Annotated in this window: 19 protein-coding genes; 9 read left to right on the top strand and 10 right to left on the bottom strand. The window is 48.3% G+C overall.

Going from position 1 to position 20,687, the window contains the following annotated elements:
- Positions 1 to 33: 33 nt before the first annotated feature.
- Positions 34 to 891, bottom strand: coding sequence for a phytanoyl-CoA dioxygenase family protein (locus tag ACTJJJ_RS12390; RefSeq protein WP_188934772.1), 858 nt, complete (start codon positions 889 to 891; stop codon positions 34 to 36).
- Between the two features lie 108 nt (positions 892 to 999).
- A complete protein-coding gene (gene mutY / locus ACTJJJ_RS12385; protein WP_188934773.1) occupies positions 1,000 to 2,082 on the bottom strand; it encodes an A/G-specific adenine glycosylase in 1,083 nt (360 codons plus the stop codon).
- A gap of 159 nt (positions 2,083 to 2,241) precedes the next feature.
- Between mutY and ACTJJJ_RS12380 the strand changes: the two genes are divergently transcribed.
- The 3 genes from ACTJJJ_RS12380 to ACTJJJ_RS12370 all read left to right on the top strand — a co-directional run bounded on the left by ACTJJJ_RS12380 (position 2,242) and on the right by ACTJJJ_RS12370 (position 5,259).
- Entirely contained in the window at positions 2,242 to 2,547 is a 306-nt protein-coding gene (locus ACTJJJ_RS12380) for an HU family DNA-binding protein (protein ID WP_015813879.1), read from the top strand.
- A 29-nt stretch (positions 2,548 to 2,576) separates the two neighbouring features.
- A complete protein-coding gene (locus ACTJJJ_RS12375) occupies positions 2,577 to 3,428 on the top strand; it encodes a tetratricopeptide repeat protein (protein ID WP_426292810.1) in 852 nt (283 codons plus the stop codon).
- A gap of 268 nt (positions 3,429 to 3,696) precedes the next feature.
- Positions 3,697 to 5,259 carry an Rne/Rng family ribonuclease gene (locus ACTJJJ_RS12370; protein ID WP_188934778.1) on the top strand — a complete coding sequence of 521 codons (1,563 nt, stop codon included), beginning with the start codon at positions 3,697 to 3,699 and terminating at the stop codon, positions 5,257 to 5,259.
- A 38-nt stretch (positions 5,260 to 5,297) separates the two neighbouring features.
- Here ACTJJJ_RS12370 and ACTJJJ_RS12365 read toward each other — a convergent pair whose 3' ends face one another.
- The 5 genes from ACTJJJ_RS12365 to aat form a co-directional block, all read right to left on the bottom strand.
- Positions 5,298 to 6,125 carry an enoyl-CoA hydratase/isomerase family protein gene (locus ACTJJJ_RS12365; protein ID WP_188934780.1) on the bottom strand — a complete coding sequence of 276 codons (828 nt, stop codon included), beginning with the start codon at positions 6,123 to 6,125 and terminating at the stop codon, positions 5,298 to 5,300.
- Positions 6,126 to 6,164: 39 nt separating this feature from the next.
- Positions 6,165 to 7,247: a M20 family metallo-hydrolase gene (locus ACTJJJ_RS12360; protein WP_188934781.1), complete on the bottom strand. Its 1,083-nt coding sequence runs from the start codon at positions 7,245 to 7,247 to the stop codon at positions 6,165 to 6,167.
- The gene (locus ACTJJJ_RS12355; protein ID WP_440701937.1) at positions 7,241 to 8,491 is read right to left on the bottom strand and encodes a glutamate-5-semialdehyde dehydrogenase; all 1,251 of its coding nucleotides are present in this window, start codon (positions 8,489 to 8,491) and stop codon (positions 7,241 to 7,243) included. The genes ACTJJJ_RS12360 and ACTJJJ_RS12355 overlap by 7 nt, the downstream gene beginning before the upstream one ends.
- Positions 8,491 to 9,522, bottom strand: a complete 1,032-nt coding sequence (gene proB, locus ACTJJJ_RS12350) for a glutamate 5-kinase (RefSeq protein WP_440701936.1) — start codon at positions 9,520 to 9,522, stop codon at positions 8,491 to 8,493. The genes ACTJJJ_RS12355 and proB overlap by 1 nt, the downstream gene beginning before the upstream one ends.
- Before the next feature lie 126 nt (positions 9,523 to 9,648).
- A complete protein-coding gene (gene aat / locus ACTJJJ_RS12345) occupies positions 9,649 to 10,257 on the bottom strand; it encodes a leucyl/phenylalanyl-tRNA--protein transferase (RefSeq protein ID WP_188934787.1) in 609 nt (202 codons plus the stop codon).
- A 383-nt stretch (positions 10,258 to 10,640) separates the two neighbouring features.
- Here aat and ACTJJJ_RS12340 point away from each other — a divergent pair, with 383 nt between their 5' ends.
- The 6 genes from ACTJJJ_RS12340 (at position 10,641) to hemH (ending at position 17,047) form a co-directional block, all read left to right on the top strand.
- Positions 10,641 to 11,372, top strand: coding sequence for a GNAT family N-acetyltransferase (locus ACTJJJ_RS12340; protein ID WP_188934789.1), 732 nt, complete (start codon positions 10,641 to 10,643; stop codon positions 11,370 to 11,372).
- A gap of 136 nt (positions 11,373 to 11,508) precedes the next feature.
- Complete coding sequence (locus ACTJJJ_RS12335; protein WP_188934791.1) at positions 11,509 to 12,711, top strand: argininosuccinate synthase; 1,203 nt, start codon at positions 11,509 to 11,511, stop codon at positions 12,709 to 12,711.
- A gap of 5 nt (positions 12,712 to 12,716) precedes the next feature.
- Complete coding sequence (gene argC / locus ACTJJJ_RS12330) at positions 12,717 to 13,709, top strand: N-acetyl-gamma-glutamyl-phosphate reductase (protein WP_440701935.1); 993 nt, start codon at positions 12,717 to 12,719, stop codon at positions 13,707 to 13,709.
- Positions 13,710 to 13,740: 31 nt separating this feature from the next.
- Entirely contained in the window at positions 13,741 to 14,877 is a 1,137-nt protein-coding gene (locus ACTJJJ_RS12325) for an aspartate aminotransferase family protein (protein ID WP_440701934.1), read from the top strand.
- A 70-nt stretch (positions 14,878 to 14,947) separates the two neighbouring features.
- Entirely contained in the window at positions 14,948 to 15,895 is a 948-nt protein-coding gene (locus ACTJJJ_RS12320; protein ID WP_188934797.1) for an N-acetylornithine carbamoyltransferase, read from the top strand.
- A gap of 78 nt (positions 15,896 to 15,973) precedes the next feature.
- On the top strand, positions 15,974 to 17,047 hold the full coding sequence (gene hemH, locus ACTJJJ_RS12315) for a ferrochelatase (protein WP_188934799.1): 1,074 nt from the start codon (positions 15,974 to 15,976) through the stop codon (positions 17,045 to 17,047).
- A gap of 40 nt (positions 17,048 to 17,087) precedes the next feature.
- On the opposite strand, the gene ACTJJJ_RS12310 is transcribed toward hemH, so the two are convergent.
- The 3 genes from ACTJJJ_RS12310 to ACTJJJ_RS12300 all read right to left on the bottom strand — a co-directional run bounded on the left by ACTJJJ_RS12310 (position 17,088) and on the right by ACTJJJ_RS12300 (position 20,639).
- Complete coding sequence (locus ACTJJJ_RS12310) at positions 17,088 to 18,236, bottom strand: cysteine desulfurase family protein (protein WP_440701933.1); 1,149 nt, start codon at positions 18,234 to 18,236, stop codon at positions 17,088 to 17,090.
- Between the two features lie 77 nt (positions 18,237 to 18,313).
- Complete coding sequence (gene glmM, locus ACTJJJ_RS12305; RefSeq protein ID WP_188934802.1) at positions 18,314 to 19,717, bottom strand: phosphoglucosamine mutase; 1,404 nt, start codon at positions 19,715 to 19,717, stop codon at positions 18,314 to 18,316.
- Positions 19,718 to 19,898: 181 nt separating this feature from the next.
- Positions 19,899 to 20,639: a peptidase gene (locus ACTJJJ_RS12300; protein WP_188934805.1), complete on the bottom strand. Its 741-nt coding sequence runs from the start codon at positions 20,637 to 20,639 to the stop codon at positions 19,899 to 19,901.
- Positions 20,640 to 20,687: the final 48 nt, after the last annotated feature.

Genomic DNA, 20,687 nt, shown 5'->3' with positions numbered 1-20,687 from the left:
AACTTCTGACTATCTATGACGACAAATTAAAGATTAAGATGTTTTCACTTCATTCTCCCAGCCGGTGGATTTCAGCGCCGGGTCGTTTTCTTTTTTGAGAAAGTCTGCATCCTCGAATGATCCTGCATTCCATTCCAGCAATGCGTGATCGGGAACGATGGAAACGGGGACCCGCCAGGAAGTTGAGGTTTCGGCGTAGGCCAGGTTGGATTGAGAGTTGTAGCAGGAGATCAGTGACCACCGAGGGTGCTCGGAAAGGTTCGCCTCCGAGCGGTGCATGAGGTTGCTATGGAAAAACAATGCGTCCCCTGGCTCCAATTCACAATAAACCAGCTCCATCGTTTTCAATGCGTGGTTTACCATTTCCATATCGGCACCTACCTGCTCGCCCGCGAAGCCGTGATTGACCCGCCCCATTTTGTGCGAGCCTTTGATCACCTGCAGGCAGCCGTTCTCCTTGTTAGCGGGCGTCAGTGCGATCATTACGCTCATCAGCTGGTCAGGATAAATAAATTGGTTTTTATACCAATACCCATAATCCTGATGCCATTCCCAGGCACCTCCTACTTTCGGCTCCTTCTGCATGAGTTTGGTATGAAAATGGCATACCTGACTTTCCTCCTGCAAAAGCTGCCAGACTGAATTGACCATTCTTTCACTGCGGATCAGGTATCCGAATACATCATCGCCCGGCGTAAACCAAAGCGAGAGCTTTGTTTTTTTTCCGGTTTGATCGTTCAGATCCATCGCATTCTTCTGCATCACCGAATTTTCTATCGCCGTATGATAGAGCTTCCCTACCTCCTCAACAGAAAACAGACTTTTTACTACGATATAGCCATCGCGATTATAATCGGCGATCTGGCTGGCATTCAAACTGAAACTTCCCATGACTGATGCTGATTAAGAGTTTAGTACAAAAATATATTACTTAAAGCACAATTTTACTTTACGCATTTATTGCTGCATGCAGATGCCGGGGCAGAAATGATCAGGCCGTCAGAGGTAGCTTTCTTCCCTCAAAACAGTGTCGATCAGGATCGGCTTCGGCAGCACTTCGATCTCTTCATGATTGTAAAAAGCCATTCCTTGGGGCAAATCTATCCTTTCGTTTTCAGGAATTTCGAGCCACCAGAATCGCACTTGTAAGCGCTGGTGTGTGAGGATATGAGAATAAACTTTGGGAATTTCGGTCAGGCGGCCCTTTTTCAGGAGGTTTTGGAAAGCGGGGTCGGATATAGTCAGGGAGTCAGGAGTTGCGGCGGCGGTTTTAGATTCGATGAGGTGAAAATCGTAGAGGCCTTTCCAGATGTCGCGCCCGCGGCGCTCGTACATGCCCAGCCTGTCGCCTTGCTTAATGATGAAATAGTTCAGAAAACGGTGTTTGACAGTCAATTTTTTGATTTTAACAGGTAATTGCCCCTGCATTTGATGCGCATAAGCGAAACAGCGATCGCTGAAAATACAAACTGCACAATTCGGCGACGCCGGTACGCATTGCAACGCCCCAAACTCGATCATGGCCTGGTTATATGTTGCCGGATCTTCCCTCGAAACCAGCCGTCTCGCCCGTGCGGCAAACTCTTTTTTACCCTCATTACTCAGCATATCCGACTGAATGCCGAAAATCCGCGCCATCACCCGGTATACATTACCATCGATGGCCGATACTACCTCATCGAACGCAAAGGAGGCGATCGCCGCCGCGGTGTATTGTCCGAGCCCTTTTAGTTTCAAAAGCTTTTCCGATGTTTCGGGAAATTTCCCCTCGTACTCTCCGACGACCTGGCGAGCGGTGAAATGCATGTTCCTGGCCCGTGAGTAATAGCCCAATCCCTGCCACAGTCTCAGCACATCGCGCTCGTCGGCAGCCGCCAGATCGAATACGGTCGGATATTGTTCTACAAATCGCTCATAATAAGGCATTCCCTGTGCTACACGGGTTTGCTGAAGGATCACTTCCGACAACCAAATTTTATATGGATCTTTGGTTTCGCGCCAGGGTAAAGAGCGGTGGTTCTTGAGATACCAGGATTTGAGCCTTCTGTTAAAGTCAAGCACCTCCAAATCGTCCGGGATCATATTATTTTCATTTATGTGCACTGTTTTTTAATGAATTATATAAAAAAGGGGAAGATCATCCTTTTAAGTTTTATTAAAATTACCGTACCTTTGTGTTCCCAAAATTTACAGGAGTAAGTAAATTAATGAAATAATATCCACTTAAAGTAAACAATCAAAGTGACTAAGGCAGACGTAATCGCACAGATTTCCGAGAAAACAGGCGTAGACAAGGGCGACGTTCAGCAAACGCTAGAATCGTTTTTTACCGTGGTAAAGGACTCACTTTCTGATGGTGAGAACCTTTATGTAAGAGGTTTCGGTAGTTTCATCAACAAAAAACGTGCGCGCAAAGTGGCCCGCAATATTTCAAAGGGAACTTCCATGATTATTGACGAGCACTTTGTACCAAGCTTCAAGCCAGCAAAAGTTTTTGTCGAGCAGGTAAAAGAAAGTGACAAACTGAAAGCAGTCGCTGAAAAGTAATTTACCTGAAAAGGTTGAGTTATAAGAGTATGAAAAAGTCCATTTTACTTTCTTGCGTGCTTGCGGTAGCGCTGGTAGGAACGCTTTTCAGCCTTCCCAAGGTAGTCGTAAACAACAAGGGCAAGGATGTGGACAAGGAGAAGGGCCAGTCGGCAGCCGCTGCGACCACAACGGCACCAGCGGCTGCTGAATCTTCTTCAAATTCGCACGATGGAGCCGCGTTATCCCCTGATCAGCAGAAAATTGTAGATCAGCTAAGGAATGGCTTCAATCAGGCGGGGGACAAAGACAAGGTTGCCGCGGGCATCAAGCTTTCGGATGAGTTTGCGAAGCTTCAAAAATTTGACAGCGCCGCATTCTACGCCGAAAAAGTAGCCCTGCTCTCCCCTGCCATTCAAAACCTCATGCGTGCGGGCGACCGTTATTACGAGGCGTACGGGTTCGCAGTTGACGAGCAAAAAGCGAAAAACCTGGGTATCAAAACCCGTGAATTTTACCAAAAAGCAATTGACCAGAATCCTGGCCTGTTGACTGCAAAAGCCAACATGGCGATGACTTACGTGAACACGGAGAACCCTATGCAGGGAATTTTGATGTTGCGCGAGGTGATCGACACGGATCCTACCAACGAATTGGCATTGTTCAATTTAGGGATCCTGTCCATGAGATCTAACCAATATTCGAAAGCTGCTGACAGGTTCAGACAGATTTTAACCAACAATCCTGCCAATACGAAAGCCAAGTTTTATCTTGGTCTCTCGCTGGTGGAATTGGGTGACAAGGAACAAGCAAGCAAAGTTCTGTCGGAGGTTAAAAAAGAGGAGAAAGATCCGGTAATCCAGCAAGCCATCGGCGAGTTGGAAGGCCGTCTGAAAAACTGATCATCAGATCATTAAGGAAATACATTACTTATTTTATAAAACGACATAATCATGCCTTGCGGAAAAAAGAGAAAAAGACATAAGATCTCCACTCACAAGAGAAAGAAAAGACTTAGAAAAAACAGACATAAGAAGAAATAATTGGTATGACCGGGTTTTAAAATATTAAGATCCGGTCATCCTTATTCACCACGTTTGTATCCCGTTAACAGTCTGATTTTCGGGAAGTTAAGTATCAACATTATCGAGCCATTCAGTTGGTTGAACATTGAGTAACGAATTACTAATCAATTCTACTCAAAAGGGAGAGCGTATAGCCCTTTTGCAGGATAAACGTCTTTTAGAATATCACGTAGAAACACCGGACCAAAGCTTTACCGTAGGCGATATCTACCTTGGTACAGTGCGGAAGCTGGTGGCTGGGCTCAATGCTGCCTTTGTAGACGTTGGTTTTGAAAAAGATGCGTTCCTGCATTACCTCGATTTGGGGCCCAATATCAACTCGCTGAACAAGCTCACCAAGGATGTTATTTCCAAGCGTACGCACTCCGGCAACTTGAAGAATTTCAAGATGGAACCGGAAATCGAGAAGCTTGGGAAAATCGACAAAGTCCTTTCTAAAAACCAGCCAATCCTGGTTCAGATTGTCAAGGAGCCTATTTCTACAAAAGGTCCAAGACTTTCCTGCGACATTTCGATAGCCGGACGGTACATTGTACTTGTCCCATTTTCCAATTCGGTCAACCTATCTAAAAAAATCACCGACAAGCAGGAACGTAACCGCTTGCAGCGATTGATGTCGTCCATTAAGCCTCAGAATTTCGGGGTGATCATCCGCACGGTGGCTACCGGCAAAGATGTGGACGAGCTCAACAAGGATTTGCAGGATTGTCTGGATAAGTGGGAAAACGGGATCAAGGCCCTGCGCGACGCCAAGCCACGCGACCGCGTGATCGGTGAAATGAACCGCGCTTCTTCTATCATCCGTGACATGCTGAACGAGTCATTCGACAGCATTACCGTGGATTCGAAGGAGGTTTACGATGATATCAAAGCCTACATTCACAACATCGCGCCGGAAAAGGAGAATATCCTGAAACTGCATAATGGCAAGAATAAGCTGTTCGAGCAATTCGGTCTTGAAAAACAGATCAAATCGTTGTTCGGGCGTTCGGTGAGTTTGCCAAACGGCGGTTACCTGATCATCGAGCATACGGAAGCATTGCACGTCATCGACGTCAATAGCGGTAACAAATCCAACTCGGAAGAGGACCAGGAAGCAACTGCTTTGAGCGTCAACCTCGAAGCGGCGAAAGAAATTGCCCGCCAGTTGCGTTTGCGCGATATGGGCGGCATCATCGTCGTGGACTTTATCGACATGAAAAAGGCGGAGAACAAGCGCACGCTGTTCGACGTCATGCGCGATGAAATGAAGGGCGACCGTTCAAAATATACCGTTCTACCACTTTCAAAATTCGGTCTGCTGCAAATTACACGTCAGCGCGTAAGGCCGGAAATGAACATCGTTACCCGGGAAACCTGCCCTACCTGCGGCGGTACCGGCACGATCCAGGCGAGCATTCTCGTGTCCGACGTGATCGCCAACAACCTCGATTACATTCTCACCAAACAGAACGAGCGCGGCATTACAATTTCGCTTCACCCGTTCCTGCATTCTTATTTCACAAAAGGATTGATTTCCGAGCAGGTGAAATGGTTCTTCCATTACAAAACCTGGGTAAAACTGATTAAAGATTCGTCACTAGGCGTGGTGGATTTCAAGTTCCATAACCGTTATGGGGAGGAGATTGAGATTGTGCCGACGAACTAGGGCCTAATGACGGCCCGACCGCCGATTGGTGATTGTAGTTATTTTCCTTTCCAGATCGGTTCTCGCTTTTCTTTGAAGGCTAATGCACCTTCTTGGGCATCTTCTGTTTGAAGCAGTTTGTACAATTCGCTTTTCAGAAATGCATGCTGCTCGCTTTGAGGTAGGTTCTGTATTTTTTGCAAACCTTGTATTCCTGATTGTATTGCCAACGGCGCGCTGTTGCAAATCTGCATCGCTAATGCATTCACTTCTGTTGCAATCTTTTCTCTATCCGCCAAATGCGTAACCAAACCCATTTCCAGCGTTTCTTGCCCTGAATAGGCTCTTCCCGTGACGGACATTTCGAGAATCTTTCTTTGAGGTATAATCGGCAATAGCGACGCCATCACCTGCATCGGCCAGATGCCGCGTTTGATCTCCGGCAAACTGAATGTCGCTTCCGGAACGCTGAAAACAAATGTGCAGCCGCATATCATAAGAAATCCTCCCGCAAGTACCGGCCCTTCGACCTGGGCTATGCAGGGTTTCAGCAATTCACTGAATGCGTCTCCAAGTCTTGCTTCCTCCCGGATTGTTGGCAAATTTGGATTTAAAGTATTAGCTGACGTGTCGTGAAATGCACTCAAATCGGCGCCGGCGCAGAAAACCGGGCCTTCCGCTTTTAAAACTACACAGCGAATATCAGCCTCGTAATGCGCATAGGCAAGCGCGAAGATGATTTCCTCAGCCATCGTCGGAGTGAATGCGTTCCGCTTCCCGGGCCGGGCTAAGGTGATGGTAAAAAGATGCCCGGCCTTTGCAGTTTTGATGTGCAAAAACCGGACATTATCAAAAGCACTGATGTCTTCCTGGGTGTAGAATCGCATGCCAAAACACGTTTAGTTCGCGATGGCAAGTATAGCAAATTATCGGGTTACGACACCCTCGACCATTTTAATATACTGTGCAATGCCCTCTTCAATTTCATGCAGATAGATAAATTCATCCGCGCTATGTGAGCGGGCAGAATGCCCCGGGCCCATTTTCAACGACGGGCAATCGAGCAGCGCCTGATCTGACGTTGTAGGCGAACCATAGGCATTACGTCCCAGTTTCAACCCTTCCTGTACGATTGGATGGTCCATTGGGATACTCGAAGGCCTCAAACGGATGGAGCGAGGCGCTACTTCGGACTGAATATTAGCCTTGATCTCGGAAATAACCTCCTCCAAAGTATACTGATCTGTCACACGCACATCGATCGTGAATGTACACGCATCAGGCACCACATTATGCTGTGTGCCTGCATTGATAATCGTCACCGACATCTTGATCGGCCCGAGCGTTGGCGATACTTTGGGAAACTTGTACTCAGTAATCCACTGAATATCTTTCAGCGCCTTGTAAATCGCATTCTCTCCTTCCTCTCGCGCTGCGTGACCGGAAATGCCTTTTGCAGTACAATCCAATACCAGGAGGCCTTTTTCTGCAACCGCCAAATGCATTTCCGTAGGCTCTCCCACAATCGCAAATGCAATTTCAGGAAGCTCGGGCGCCACGATTTCGAGGCCCTCTTTTCCGGATATCTCCTCTTCGGCGGTTGTAGCAATCGCGACATTATAAGTAAGATCTTCCCTTTCGTAGAAGTAACAGAACGTAGCAATCAGCGACACCAGGCATCCGCCGGCGTCGTTACTACCCAATCCGTACAACTTCCCATCCTGCTCAATGGCTTTGAATGGATCAAGTGTCCACGATTTGTTAGGCTTAACCGTATCGTGGTGCGAATTGAGCAGCATTGTGGGCTTGGCCGCATCGAAATGCTTGTTGAAAGCCCAGAGATTGTTCTTTTTGGTATGAAAAGGAATGTTCTTTTTGGTAAAGAAATCTGCCAGAATTTTCGCTGTATGCTCCTCTTCCTTGCTGAAAGATGGCGTCTCAATGAGGTTTTTTAAAAGCTCAATGGCCTCCTTGGAGAGCGTTTGTAGGTTTTCCAAAGTGTTTACCATCTTACCTGTCCGTCACCTTTAACAATCCATTTCTCGGTTACCAGTTTTTCTAACGCAAATGGGCCCCTGGCATGCAATTTCTGGGTCGAAATACCGATTTCCGCCCCTAATGCAAACACGCCGCCGTCTGTAAAGCGGGTGGACGCATTGGCATATACCGAAGCGGCATCTACCTCTTTCAAAAAGGTTTCGATAGCTTCTTCATTAGTTGAAATAATAGCTTCTGAATGTCTCGAAGAGTAGTTTTCGATTTGTTTCAAAGCATCTTCCAGTCCGTCGACGATTTTCACCGAGCATTTGAAATCCAGGAATTCCTTTCCGAAATCATCTTCGCTGGCATGTTGTAAATAGGGATACTCCACTTTTTGGAGAATATCAAAAGACTCTTCATCTGCGAAAACCTCCACATTCCATTTAATAAAGTCTTCTTTCAGTTTTGGCAAAAATGTGCCTGCCACTTCCCTGTCAACCAACACGGTATCCAACGCATTGCAGGCAGCGGGTTTTGAAACCTTCGCATTCACCACGATCTGCGCGCCCTTATCGAGGTCGCCGGTTTTTTCAATATAAGTATGACAAACGCCCGCGCCGGTTTCAATGGTAGGTACCAACGAATTCTGGCGAACGAATTTGATCAGTCCTTCCGAGCCACGTGGGATGATGATATCCACATATTGAATGGCCGTCAGCAACTCCGCCACAAACTCGCGGCCGGTGGGCAGCAAGGTGACAGCAGCCGATGGCACACCAAACTCCGCCAGTGACTCATGGATAAGCCCTACCAGGTAAGTATTGGAATGCTGCGCTTCCTTACCGCCTTTGAGCACGCACGCATTCGCGGAGCGCAGGCATAATGAAGCGACATCGATGGTCACATTAGGACGCGATTCATAGATAACGCCTACCACACCCAGCGGCACGGCAATTTTCTTTAATGATAGCCCTTGCTGAATGGTTTTTTCTACAAAAACTTCACCCGTCGGGTCCGGGAGCCCAGCTACCTCAATCAGGCTTTGCGCCAGTTCGTTGATCCGCTTCTGATTCAGGAGCAGGCGGTCCTTTTTCGGGTCGGCATCATCCATCAAATCCAGGTCTTTCTGGTTTTCGGCGATGATGTTTTCGGCATTGGCCAGCACTTTCGCAGCGAGATTGATCAGCAGATCAGCCCTTTGCCTGTCTGTCAGCCGGCGAACGGCAGCTGATGCCTCCCGCGCTTCCTTTAATTGAGGTACTATCGATTCCATTATAACAAAACTATATCATTGGCATGTGCCACTTCAAAATTCACTGTTTTCAGGTTTGCGCGGATCGCGGACGACGTCACGCGTGCGCGTGCGACCGCGATCATTTCATCTTCCGAAGAATATATTTCGATGATCTCTCCCGCTTCAAAATCACCCGTCACCTCGGTAACACCTACCGCGAGCAAACTCTTACGTTTCAATAATGCTTTGGACGCGCCTTCGTCCACACGCAGCGTACCAGATACAAGACCACCGCTTCCCAACCAGCGGTTACGCGCCGATAATGTGCTTTTGCCCGGCGTGATCAATGTTCCTGCTTCGCCTTTTAATGCATTCAGCAGTTCATTTTGTTGGTTCATTCCAAAAATCACTACGCGGATTGCCATTCTGGACGCCAGTTTAGCGAAAGTCAGCTTCGAAGCCATTCCGCCGAGCCCAAGGAAAGATTTATCAGTCCTGACAAACTTAAAAACCTCGTTCACATTGGATACGTTCCGCAGGATTTTGCCTTCCTCATCCAGCAACCCGCCGACCGATGTACAGAACATCAATGATTCAGCGCCAAAACCGACAGCCAGCAAAGTAGCGAGCTCATCATTATCCGAAAATTTCAGCTCCCGATCGCTTACCACGTCGTTTTCATTCACGATCGGGATAATGTTATTGGCCCACAGCTCCTCGAATGTTTCTTTGAGTTGCAGGAATTTATTGCGGTTCGCGAAATGCTGCCGCTCGCAAAGGCTCTGGGCAATGTAAATCTTATTCGGGGCGAAATAGGTGGCGTAGAGGCCAACGAGCAGCGGGTTACCGACGGAAGCGGCAGCCTTTCGCTGGGTCATTGTTCCCTTATAGTCATTGATATATGCCTTGCCAGCCCCCACCGCTCCGGAAGAAACGATGATAATGCGGTACTGGGAATGAATTTCCGAAACCTGCCTGGCTATCTCGGAAATGATCCTGACATCAGGTTCACCCGAAGGAAGCGTGATAGAGGCCGTCCCGAACTTTATGACGAGAATAGGTTTTGACACTTTGGTATTCAAATAAGCGGCACCATCACGGTTATTTCCGATGCCCGGTAATCAATCTGGCGGCAAAAATACTTCTTTTCAGGCGAAAACGGATGCTACTAACATACCCGCAGTGCATTTGGCACATTATAATTCGCTTAAAAAGGTACCGTTAAAGGTTCTCCTGAGCTTCAATCCTTTTTGCAGCTCGTCGAGATACTGATCGCGTGGGATCTCTATTGCGCCGTAGCGGAGTACATTATCATTGATAAATTGCGTATCCAACAAGGCAAAGCGATTCACTTTGAGGATCTGTATCAAGTAGTGGAACGCGACTTTCGACGCATTACTTTCGATCGAAAACATCGATTCACCAAAAAACACCCCATTAATCGAAACGCCATACAGCCCTCCAACCAGCCGGTCTTCACGCCAGGCCTCGACGCTATGCGCGTAACCGATCTCGTGCAAGGCAGTGTAAGAAGCAATGATTTCCTCCGAAATCCACGTCCCTGGCTCCGTTGTACGAGGGAGCGCACACCCGCGCATAACACCCTCGAAAGCGGTATCTATCCGGATATCGAAATGCCTTTTATTGAGCACCGGCCGGAGCGATTTGGAGGGCTTGTAGGTATCTATCGGAATTACAGCCCTCGGATTGGGCGAGTACCAGTAAATCGTACCATCCGCCTCGGCCATTGGAAATATGCCATTAATATAGCCGTTGAGAAGGTCGTCGGTACTGATTGCAGACATGAAAGCCACTGAATTAAGGAATAATATTGTTGATCGAAGTGTGAATAGTACAAAAACGGGTGAACATGCAAGTTCGACGTTTAAAACTTTACCGTCCAAAACGAACCATAAAAATATATCTTCTGTTTCTTTGCTGTAAGATTTTTTTTTTGAAAATTTGCAGCCTCTTAGACGCACAAGCAAGTCAATGAATCACAACGGCATACATACAGTTCTGCATACTACGCCTTTCCGATTCAGGTCCCCAAGGACCGCATAATCTCTTTTTACCTACGTGGTAAATATCTAATCCCCACAATTTTCTTACAATTTCTAGACGTCCCATCGTTTGTCTCTGGGTATAGTTAATTATTGTCTTGAACATTTTGTCAGCATAGTCATCAATGAAAAATACCGAAGTAGTGGGCAGTAAGTTTATCATACAGACTGCCAATGAAAATCATCTCCATTACGCCGAGCGGATCTGCGCGGAAATGGAGGAGAGCGCCAAAAAGCGTGGTACCGGTATAGCCAAACGTTCCCCTGTGTATATCATGGAGAAAATGGTGGAAGGAAAAGCTATCATAGCCACTACCGACACCGGCGAATGGGTAGGGTTTTGTTACATCGAAACCTGGGAGCACGGAAAATTCGTAGCGAATTCAGGGCTGATCGTACATCCTGATTTCCGCAACAGCGGCATGGCGAAGGCTATTAAAATGAAAGCTTTCGAATTGTCGCGCCAAAAATATCCTGATGCCAAAATTATCGGTATCACTACGAGCCTGCCGGTGATGAAAATCAACTCGGACCTGGGCTACGAGCCTGTTACATTCAGTGAATTGCCCGCCGACGACGCATTCTGGAAAGGCTGCGCGAGTTGCGTGAATTACGACGTACTTACCCGGACCGGCAGAAAACACTGCCTTTGCACGGGTATGATGTATGATCCTGAAGATAAAAAACCTGCCGCGACGCCTACCAGCGGAAGCGAAACGGCCACCGAAAGCCATACCTGGGATTTCTTGAAGGAATCGAGCCTCTACGAGCGCTGGATGCGCATTAAGCAACGCATTTTGCTGCGAAGGGAAGAACGTGCCAAAAAGAAAAACGCCGGGGCCGTGCTGGTACATTAATGTGCCGCACACTTTGATAGATATCGTATCTTATTTTAATACCCCGCCCGGCAACCGAAATGGCCCGAAGCGGGGTATTTTTTGTTACTTTTGCACCGCAAATCAAGCATTTAGTCAGAATTAGAATTTATATATAATGTCACAGCCCAAAGTAGTATTAGCGTTTAGCGGGGGACTTGATACCTCCTTTTGTGTAAAATATTTAGCCGAAGACAGAGGTTACGAAGTGTACTCGGTTTTGGTTGACACCGGTGGTTTCTCGGACGAAGAGCTGAAAACCATCGAAGCGAATGCCTATGCTTTGGGCGTGAAGCAACATGCTACGGTTTCCAAAACCAGGGAATATTACAATGATTGTATCAAATACCTGATCTTCGGTAATATCCTGAAAAACAATACTTATCCCCTTTCGGTAAGCGCAGAGCGTATTTTCCAGGCGGTTGCAGTGGCGGAATATGCCAAAGAAATCGGTGCGAGCGCGATCGCGCATGGAAGCACTGGTGCCGGTAACGACCAGGTTCGTTTCGATATGGCGTTCCGCATCATTGTTCCGGAAGCCGAAATCATCACCCCGATCCGCGACCTGAAACTGTCCCGCGAGGCCGAAATCGAATACCTGACCGCGAAAGGCGTTTCCCGTGACTGGACCAAAGCTGCATACAGCATTAATAAAGGCCTTTGGGGAACATCGGTAGGTGGGAAAGAAACATTGACTTCCGACCAATACCTGCCGGAATCGGCATGGCCTACACAAATCACCAAAACAGAGCCTGAGCGCATCACTTTAGAATTTGTAAATGGTGAATTGAAGGGCGTTGCCGGCGAAAGTTTTGAAAACTCGGTAACCGCTATTCAAAAGCTGGCAGAGATTGCTCAGCCGTTCGGAATCGGTCGGGATATTCACGTGGGCGACACCATTATCGGTATCAAAGGCCGCGTAGGTTTTGAAGCTGCTGCTCCGTTGATCATTATCAAAGCGCATCATACCCTTGAGAAGCATGTTTTGACAGAACAACAATTGTACTGGAAAGAGCAGCTTTCGAACTGGTACGGCAGCCTGCTCCACAAAGGGCAGTTTGTAGAGCCGGTCATGCGCAACATCGAAACATTCCTGGGCGACACGCAGTCGCACGTGACAGGTAAAGTGCATGTATACCTGGCACCGCATCGCTTCCATGTAGAAGGTATTGAGTCGCCATTTGATCTGATGTCATCGAAATTCGGCAGCTACGGCGAAATGAACAATGCATGGACCGGCGACGACGTACGCGGCTTCTCAAAAGTAGCTTCGAACCAGGTAATGATTTATGGGAAGGTAAGTGACTCGGTAAATCAGTAATTAAAATGAGTTTATCGACGAATATAAATATTGGCATCATCGGCGCCGCTGGATATACCGGCGGCGAGTTGATCAGAATCCTGGTAAATCACCCCAACGTAACTATCGCATTCGCGCATAGCAAGAGCCAGGCTGGTAAGCCGGTTTACGCGACGCATACGGATCTGCTCGGAGACACGGAATTGGTATTTTCCGGCGACGACATTCAGCCATTACTGGATCAGCCAGGTTTGAATGCGATTTTCCTGTGCTCCGGCCATGGCGAGTCGAAGAAGTTTCTGGATGAATATCAATTGCCGGAAACTGTAAAAGTGATCGACCTCAGCACGGATTTCCGGGATGAGTCGAATGGATTTGTATATGGCTTGCCGGAGTTGCAGCGTGAGCAGATTAAAAGTGCGACTAAAATCGCCAACCCTGGTTGCTTTGCAACAAGCATCGAATTAGCGGTATTGCCACTCGCCAAGGCAGGTCTGATTAAAGACGACGTCCATGTGAGCGCGGTTACGGGCAGTACGGGTGCGGGACAAGCGCTGAGTGCGACCACGCATTTCACCTGGCGCAACAATAATATGTCGATCTACAAGGCATTCTCGCACCAGCATTTGACCGAGATCAAAATGACTTTCGGCAAGTTGCAGGCAGGTTTTGATAAGGCTGTGAATTTTGTACCGTATCGTGGCGACTACACGCGGGGTATTATCGCCAATGTGTATACCCGTTTTGCGGGGACTTTGGAAGAAGCAAAAGAACTTTACAAAAGCTACTATGCCTCGCACCCATTCACGCACGTGAGCGACACGCCGATTGATTTGAAGCAGATTGTGAATACCAACAAATGCTTCGTTCACCTGGAAGTGCACGACGGCCAACTACTGATGACGAGCATTATCGATAACCTGACCAAAGGTGCATCGGGACAAGCCGTTCAGAATATGAACCTGCTGTTCGGCTTGCCTGAGCATGCAGGGCTGCGGTTGAAGGCGCCGGCGTTTTAATTCACTTTTAGAATCTAAATAAGATCAGACAATGTCACACCTATTTGACGTCTACCCCATTTACGATATAGAACCGGTGAAAGCCGAAGGCAGCTACCTCTGGGACCAGCATGGTACCAAGTACCTCGACCTTTACGGCGGCCACGCGGTGATTTCCGTCGGCCATTGCCATCCGTATTATGTGGATAAGCTGACGAAGCAATTGAATGCGATCAGCTTTTACTCCAATTCTGTAAAGATTTCCATACAGGAAGAATTGGCAGAGAAACTGGGTGAGCTTTCGGGCTATCCTGACTACAAGCTGTTCCTCTGCAACTCCGGCGCGGAAGCGAATGAGAACGCATTGAAACTGGCTTCTTTCCACAATGGCAGAACGAAGGTGATTTCTTTCACCAAATCATTCCACGGCCGGACGGCCGGTGCGGTTGCTGCAACGGATAACCCATCCATTGTAGCTCCCATCAATTACAAAGAACACGTTACTTTCCTGCCATTCAATGATGCGGCTGCTGCCGAGGAAAGCATTACCGACGAAGTTTGCGCGGTGATTGTGGAAGGTATTCAGGGCGTGGGAGGCATCAATGTTTGTACCGACGAGTTTTTACAAACATTAAGGCGCAAATGCGATGAAACAGGCGCGATTCTCATCCTCGACAGTGTGCAATGCGGCTACGGGCGGACGGGCAAGTTCTTCTCGCACCAGTTCAGCGGCATTACGCCCGACATTATGTCGATGGCTAAGGGTATGGGCAATGGCTTCCCGATCGGCGGGATACTGATCTCTCCGAAATTCAAAGCGAGCTATGGTTTGCTGGGAACAACCTTCGGCGGTAACCATCTGGCTTGCGCCGCGGGCGTGGCGGTGCTGGATATTATGAAAGAAGAAAACCTGATCGCGAATGCGTCGGAGATCGGCGAATACCTGCTGGAAGGCATTAAGGCGATTGGAGGCTATAAGGAATTGAGAGGCCGCGGACTGATGATCGGGATCGAGTATGATTTCCCTGTGAAAGATTTGCGCAACAAGCTTTTGTTTGAACACAAAATGTTCACAGGTGTGGCTGGCGCGAACACGATCCGCCTCCTACCATCGCTGGCATTGGGGAAAACCGAGGCCGATTTGTTCCTCGAAGCATTGAAAAAAGAAGTATCTGTTGCGGCTGTTTGATTTTTTTGAACTAATACCATCCTTGTCCTAGTTGAGAATAGGAACACCTATCTCCGAAATTTTAACCTGAATGAAACACTTTCTGTCCATTAAAGACGTCGCCGATCTCCCACAGCTCATTACCAGTGGCATTGCTGCTAAAAAGGATCCGTTTGCGGACCAGGCGCTGGGGAAAAACAAAACCATAGGTCTCTTGTTTTTCAATTCGAGTTTAAGGACGAGGATCAGCACCCAAAAGGCTGCTCAGAACCTTGGCCTGAACGTGATCACGATGAATGTGGGCCAGGATGGTTGGGGACTGGAAATGGAAGAGGGTGTAATCATGAACGGCGACAAGGCCGAGCACGTGAAAGAAGCGGCGGCGGTCATCGGTAGCTATTGCGATATCATCGGGATCCGGTCGTTCGCAGGCTTGCAGGATCGTGACAAGGATTATGCGGAAATCGTTTTTCAGCAATTTAAAAAATATGCACAGGTACCGATCATAAACCTCGAATCGGCGACGCGGCACCCGCTGCAATCGCTGGCCGACTGTATTACGATCGAAGAATTCAAGCTGAAACAACGCCCGAAAGTAGTGCTTACCTGGTTGCCGCATTTCAAAGCATTGCCGCAGGCGGTAGCTAATTCATTTTGCGAATGGATGAACCCAATGGACGTCGAGCTCGTGATCACGCATCCCGAAGGATATGATTTGTCTCCCGAATTTGTAGGTAAAGGCCAGGTAATCTACGACCAGGACAAGGCATTGGAAGGCGCCGATTTTGTATATGGTAAAAACTGGTCGTCGTACAATGAATATGGCAAGGTATTGAATACCGACCCGTCGTGGATGATTACCGAGGCCAAAATGGCTTTGACCGACAATGGTAAATTCATGCACTGCCTGCCCGTACGCCGCAATATGAAGGTGGCCGACGAAGTGCTCGACGGCCCGCGTTCGCTGGTGATAGAGCAGGCCGCCAACCGCGAATGGTCGGCGCAGGCGGCATTGAAAGAGGTCTTGTTAGGATTGTAATCGCTATTTTTGCTAGACTGAATACGAAAAGGGGCAGTCGCACCGCAGCGGGCCTCTCATTATGAAACTGTTAATGAAATGAGTACAACCACATTGGCTCAACCCTTCGATACTACAACGCTGAATGAAGTCCGTAAAACCGGCGTACTGATCGTGAACCTCGGCACGCCCGACAGCCCTTCTGTACCCGACGTGCGCAAGTACCTACGTCAGTTCCTGATGGACGAGCGCGTGATCGATATCCCTTATCTCAACCGTTGGTTTCTGATCAACCTGGTCATCGCACCTTTTCGCGCGCCGAAATCTGCAAAAGTGTACAAACAGCTTTGGCGACCTGACGGCTCTCCGCTGAAAACGTATGGTTACTCTGTAAAAGATAAATTGCAGAAAGTGCTCGGCGAGAATTATGTAGTCGAACTGGCGATGCGTTACCAGAACCCGAGCATTGAAAAGGCGCTCACTGCATTGCGCAAGGAATGCCTGACGGAAATCATCGTCGTGCCATTCTTCCCGCAATATGCGTCCGCGTCTACCGGTTCGGTGTATAAGGAAGTAATGCGTGTCGTGAAAGACTGGGAAGTGCTGCCTGAAATCCGTTTTGTGAACCGCTTCCTTGAACATCCCAAGTTCATCAAGGGTTTTGTGGATTTAGGTAAAAAATACATGGCTCAGCACGATTACGACCATTTCGTGTTCAGCTACCACGGCTTGCCCGAGCGGCAGATCACGAAAGGCGATGTTACCGGCCATTTTTGCCAGTTCGGTAGCTGCTGCGACAAGCTCGATCACCGTAACCAGCATTGCTACCGTGCCCAATGCTTTGAAACGACGCGTTTGCTCGTGAAAGGTATGGGCATTCCCGAGGGCAAGTATACCACTTGTTTCCAATCCAGATTAGGCAAAAATCCGTGGATTAAACCTTATACCGATGAGGTAATCCCTGAATTGACTAAAAAAGGTGTGAAAAGCGCCTTAGCATTTTCTCCCGCATTCGTAGCCGATTGTCTGGAAACGACGATTGAAGTCGGTGAAGAATATAAAGAGCTATTCGAGAAAGAAGGCGGCCAGCACTGGCAGCTCGTCGAAAGCCTCAACGACAGCGATATCTGGGTAGAATGCCTTGAAGATATCATCAAAAACCCGGCCGCCTGATTCAGGGGCCGGGTTTTGGCTTTTTAGTGGAATACCTCTTTTATAAAATAATGCTTTCTTTCTTGTAAAGGCCAATCAGCGTCTCGGCAGCATAATCGATCTCTGCTTCGGTGTTGTACTTCCCAAACGAGAAACGCACGTTAGCACGGTTTTCATCGATTCTGAGCTCATTCAGCACATGCGAGCCAATGTCGGTACCACTCGAACACGCGCTGCCGCCAGAAACGGCAATTCCGGCGATGTCGAGGTTGAACAGCAGCATATCGCTGATATCCGACGGCGGCAGGCTTACGCTCAAAACAGTGTAAAGGCTTTTGCCTAACTCGCCTGAATTTCCGTTGAACGTCACACCTTCGATGCCGTCTTTCAGCTTACCGATCATACGCCCTTTCAGGCCTTCGATGTGTTGCTGATGCGCATCCATATCACGGTAAGCGATTTCCAATGCCTTCGCTAATCCTACGATGCCATAAATATTCTCAGTCCCTCCGCGCATGTTACGCTCCTGCGCGCCCCCGTGTACGAAAGGATTTATTTTAATACCGGGACGAACGTACAAAAACCCGATGCCTTTCGGCCCATTGAACTTGTGCGCCGCACCGACGATGAAATTCGTTTTCAGTTTTTGCAGGTCATGGCGATAATGACCCATCGTCTGCACGGTGTCGCTATGAAAAATGGCGTCGTACTTTTCGCAAATATCACCGGCCGTTTCGAGGTCGAGCAGGTTGCCTATCTCGTTGTTGCCATGCATCAGGGAAACCAGCGAACGCGGTTTCGAAGCAAGTAATGCGTCCAGATGTTCCAGATCAACCTCACCTTTTGCATTCAAATTCACAAAACTCAGCTCGATCACGCCCAGCTTTTTGAGGTGCTCCAGCGTATGCAATACCGCGTGGTGCTCAATGCGCGAGGTAATGGCATGTTTCAGGCCAAATGTCTCGATGCTCGAACGGATAGCAGTATTATCGGCCTCGGTACCGCCCGAGGTGAAAAATATCTCGGCCGGCGCTGCATTCAGGATTCCCGCGATACTCTTCCTGGCCCGCTCGATGGATGAACGCACGGCGCGACCGTAAGAATGAATGGAAGAAGGGTTACCGAATTGCTCGGTCATCAGCGGCAGCATGGCTTCCAGAACCTCGGGGTCCAGCTGCGTCGTAGCCGCATTGTCCAGATAGACTTTCATTGGGATATAAAATTAGAAAGATCACTCATTGTCTTTTTCGACAATAAGTGACCTGAATTAGCTTAGCAACAGCTTTATTATTTCTTCGGTTCCGAAATAATTTCCTTGATATCGGAAATGATCTTATTGGCAAGGCTCGTAGCAGTAGTCTGTGTCTCCGATTCCGAGTAAATACGGATGATCGGCTCGGTATTCGACCGGCGCAAATGCACCCATTCGCGGTCAAATTCGATCCGGACGCCGTCCACAGTATTCACCGGCTGTTTGGAATAGCGTGTCTGAATACGGTCCAGGATGTTATCGACGTTGATTTCCGGCGTAAGCTCGATCTTGTTTTTAGAAATATAATAATTCGGATAAGACCTTCTCAAAACCGACGCTTTCTTGCCCGATTTAGCCAGATGCGTCAGGAACAATGCAATACCCACCAATGCATCACGGCCGTAGTGGCTTTCAGGGTAAATAACCCCTCCATTACCTTCTCCGCCGATTACCGCTTTATTGGCTTTCATGGCATTCACCACATTCACCTCTCCTACCGCCGAAGCCAGATACTCACCACCGGCTTTGATCGTCACGTCGCGTAATGCGGCGGTCGACGAGAGATTGGAAACGGTATTGCCCGGCGTGTGTTTCAAAACGTAATCCGCAACGGCTACAAGCGTGTATTCTTCTCCAAATGGTGTACCGTCCTCGCACATGAGCGCAAGTCTGTCCACATCGGGATCCACGACGATACCCAGGTTATAGGAACCATTGTTCAATTCTTTGCTGATATCGTGCAAATGCTCCGGAAGCGGCTCGGGATTATGTGCGAAGTTACCGGTTGGCTCGCAATTCAGCTTTTTAATGCTTTTCGCATCGACCCCCAACGCTTCGAGCAGCATCGGTACCGCTATGCCGCCGGTCGAGTTGACCGCGTCTACAACGACCCTGAAATTCGCATTTTTGATTGCCTCCACGTCAACCAATGCCAATGAAAGCACGTGGTCGATATGTTTTTGCAGGTAAGTACTGTCGGTTGAATAGCTGCCGAGCTTCTTCACATCAGGAAAAAGAAAATCTTCCTGATCCGCAATGCGCAACACTTCGGCGCCTTCCGCTTCTGAAATAAATTCTCCTTCGTTGTTGAGCAGTTTGAGGGCATTCCACTGGATCGGGTTGTGGCTTGCTGTCAGGATGATCCCGCCCGCCGCTCCTTCCGCTTGCACGGCTATCTCGACAGTCGGGGTGGTAGAAAGGCCAAGATCGAGCACATTAAGCCCTACACCCTGCAAAGTACCGGCTACCAGACGACTTACCATTTCACCGGAAAGCCTGGCATCCCTGCCGATCACGACCTTCAAATTCTGTGGATTTGTACGCCTCACCCATGTCCCGTATGCAGCAGCAAACTTAACAACATCAATCGGAGTCAGCGCCTCACCCGACTTTCCACCCACTATTCCCCTGATTCCTGAGATAGATTTAATTAACGTCACGATCTAGAATTCCTCTTTATGTTTAGTTGCAAAAATACTAAATTCCCTCTCCGCAATTAGATTTTTCTACAAACAAAAAACAATAATTGAGTTTCTGGACACCTAATTTACGCCTGGTCACAGCTTTACTGATTTGCCGGAGAACCGGTGATAATATACGTTTTCGGGTACGATTTGGCAGTTATACATTCGAAATCTGACCCATTTTACCGAACACCGGGTCCATCCATTCCAACGACAATTTTTGTACCGAATTACTCAGCAGGGCACTCCATTGCTTACCCACATAATCCAGGTCGTCCTTCTCGAAACGATGCTCCACAAGCCGGAATGAGTCCTTTTCGTACATAACGACATCTATCGGGTAGTCAACGTCGTTGGAGCTCACACGGGTCGAATCGAAGGACAAAAAGCCAATTTTCAGCGCGTCTTGCATCGACGACTCGAATTTGAGGCTCCGGTACAAAAGCGGCTTGCCGTAACCCGAATTACCAATGATGATAAACGGCGAGCCGTCGCCCACCTCCACCCAGTTGCCCTCGGGATATAAAAGAAATAGCTTATGCTCCGAATCGTGTTCGAGCTGCCCGCCTACAATCGCAAACAGGTTGAACACCAACCCCGCATTGTTAAGCGCGTACCGGTCCTCATCGGCTACCCGGCGCACCTGCTGCCCCAATGCATTCACGGCCTTGTAAAGCTTGTCGAATGAAGTGTCCCGCTCTTCCAGGACTTCTTTGAAATAGGTTATTGCCTTGTCGCGCACCGACCGCAAACCCGAGGTCATTATAAAAATCGAATGCTTATCAGACTGGTAAACAGATACTTTCTTATTGGTAGAAACCTCGGTTCCGGAGGTAAGGCGTGTATCGGCAATGGCCACCAGGCCGGATGCGACTTTGATACCCAGGCAATATGTCATGTCTTAGCAGCTCAGTGATGATAGAGTCGCTAAGATATAAAAGTTTTG

Origin of the sequence: Dyadobacter sp. 22481 (assembly GCF_052044875.1) — a bacterium.
GTDB lineage: Bacteria > Bacteroidota > Bacteroidia > Cytophagales > Spirosomataceae > Dyadobacter > Dyadobacter endophyticus.
Note: the sequence above shows the minus strand (reverse complement) of the source record. Positions and strands in the feature narration are given on the sequence as shown.

Coding starts and splice junctions, on each gene's coding strand:
- ACTJJJ_RS12320 (WP_188934797.1), top strand. CDS start 14,948: ATGAAACACTTTCTGTCCATTAAAGACGTCGCCGATCTCCCACAGCTC.
- ACTJJJ_RS12300 (WP_188934805.1), bottom strand. CDS start 20,639: ATGACATATTGCCTGGGTATCAAAGTCGCATCCGGCCTGGTGGCCATT.
- ACTJJJ_RS12325 (WP_440701934.1), top strand. CDS start 13,741: ATGTCACACCTATTTGACGTCTACCCCATTTACGATATAGAACCGGTG.
- ACTJJJ_RS12355 (WP_440701937.1), bottom strand. CDS start 8,491: ATGGAATCGATAGTACCTCAATTAAAGGAAGCGCGGGAGGCATCAGCT.
- ACTJJJ_RS12335 (WP_188934791.1), top strand. CDS start 11,509: ATGTCACAGCCCAAAGTAGTATTAGCGTTTAGCGGGGGACTTGATACC.
- ACTJJJ_RS12375 (WP_426292810.1), top strand. CDS start 2,577: ATGAAAAAGTCCATTTTACTTTCTTGCGTGCTTGCGGTAGCGCTGGTA.
- aat (WP_188934787.1), bottom strand. CDS start 10,257: ATGTCTGCAATCAGTACCGACGACCTTCTCAACGGCTATATTAATGGC.
- hemH (WP_188934799.1), top strand. CDS start 15,974: ATGAGTACAACCACATTGGCTCAACCCTTCGATACTACAACGCTGAAT.
- ACTJJJ_RS12365 (WP_188934780.1), bottom strand. CDS start 6,125: ATGCGATTCTACACCCAGGAAGACATCAGTGCTTTTGATAATGTCCGG.
- ACTJJJ_RS12340 (WP_188934789.1), top strand. CDS start 10,641: ATGAAAAATACCGAAGTAGTGGGCAGTAAGTTTATCATACAGACTGCC.
- argC (WP_440701935.1), top strand. CDS start 12,717: ATGAGTTTATCGACGAATATAAATATTGGCATCATCGGCGCCGCTGGA.
- ACTJJJ_RS12310 (WP_440701933.1), bottom strand. CDS start 18,236: ATGAAAGTCTATCTGGACAATGCGGCTACGACGCAGCTGGACCCCGAG.
- mutY (WP_188934773.1), bottom strand. CDS start 2,082: ATGATCCCGGACGATTTGGAGGTGCTTGACTTTAACAGAAGGCTCAAA.
- ACTJJJ_RS12390 (WP_188934772.1), bottom strand. CDS start 891: ATGGGAAGTTTCAGTTTGAATGCCAGCCAGATCGCCGATTATAATCGC.
- ACTJJJ_RS12360 (WP_188934781.1), bottom strand. CDS start 7,247: ATGGTAAACACTTTGGAAAACCTACAAACGCTCTCCAAGGAGGCCATT.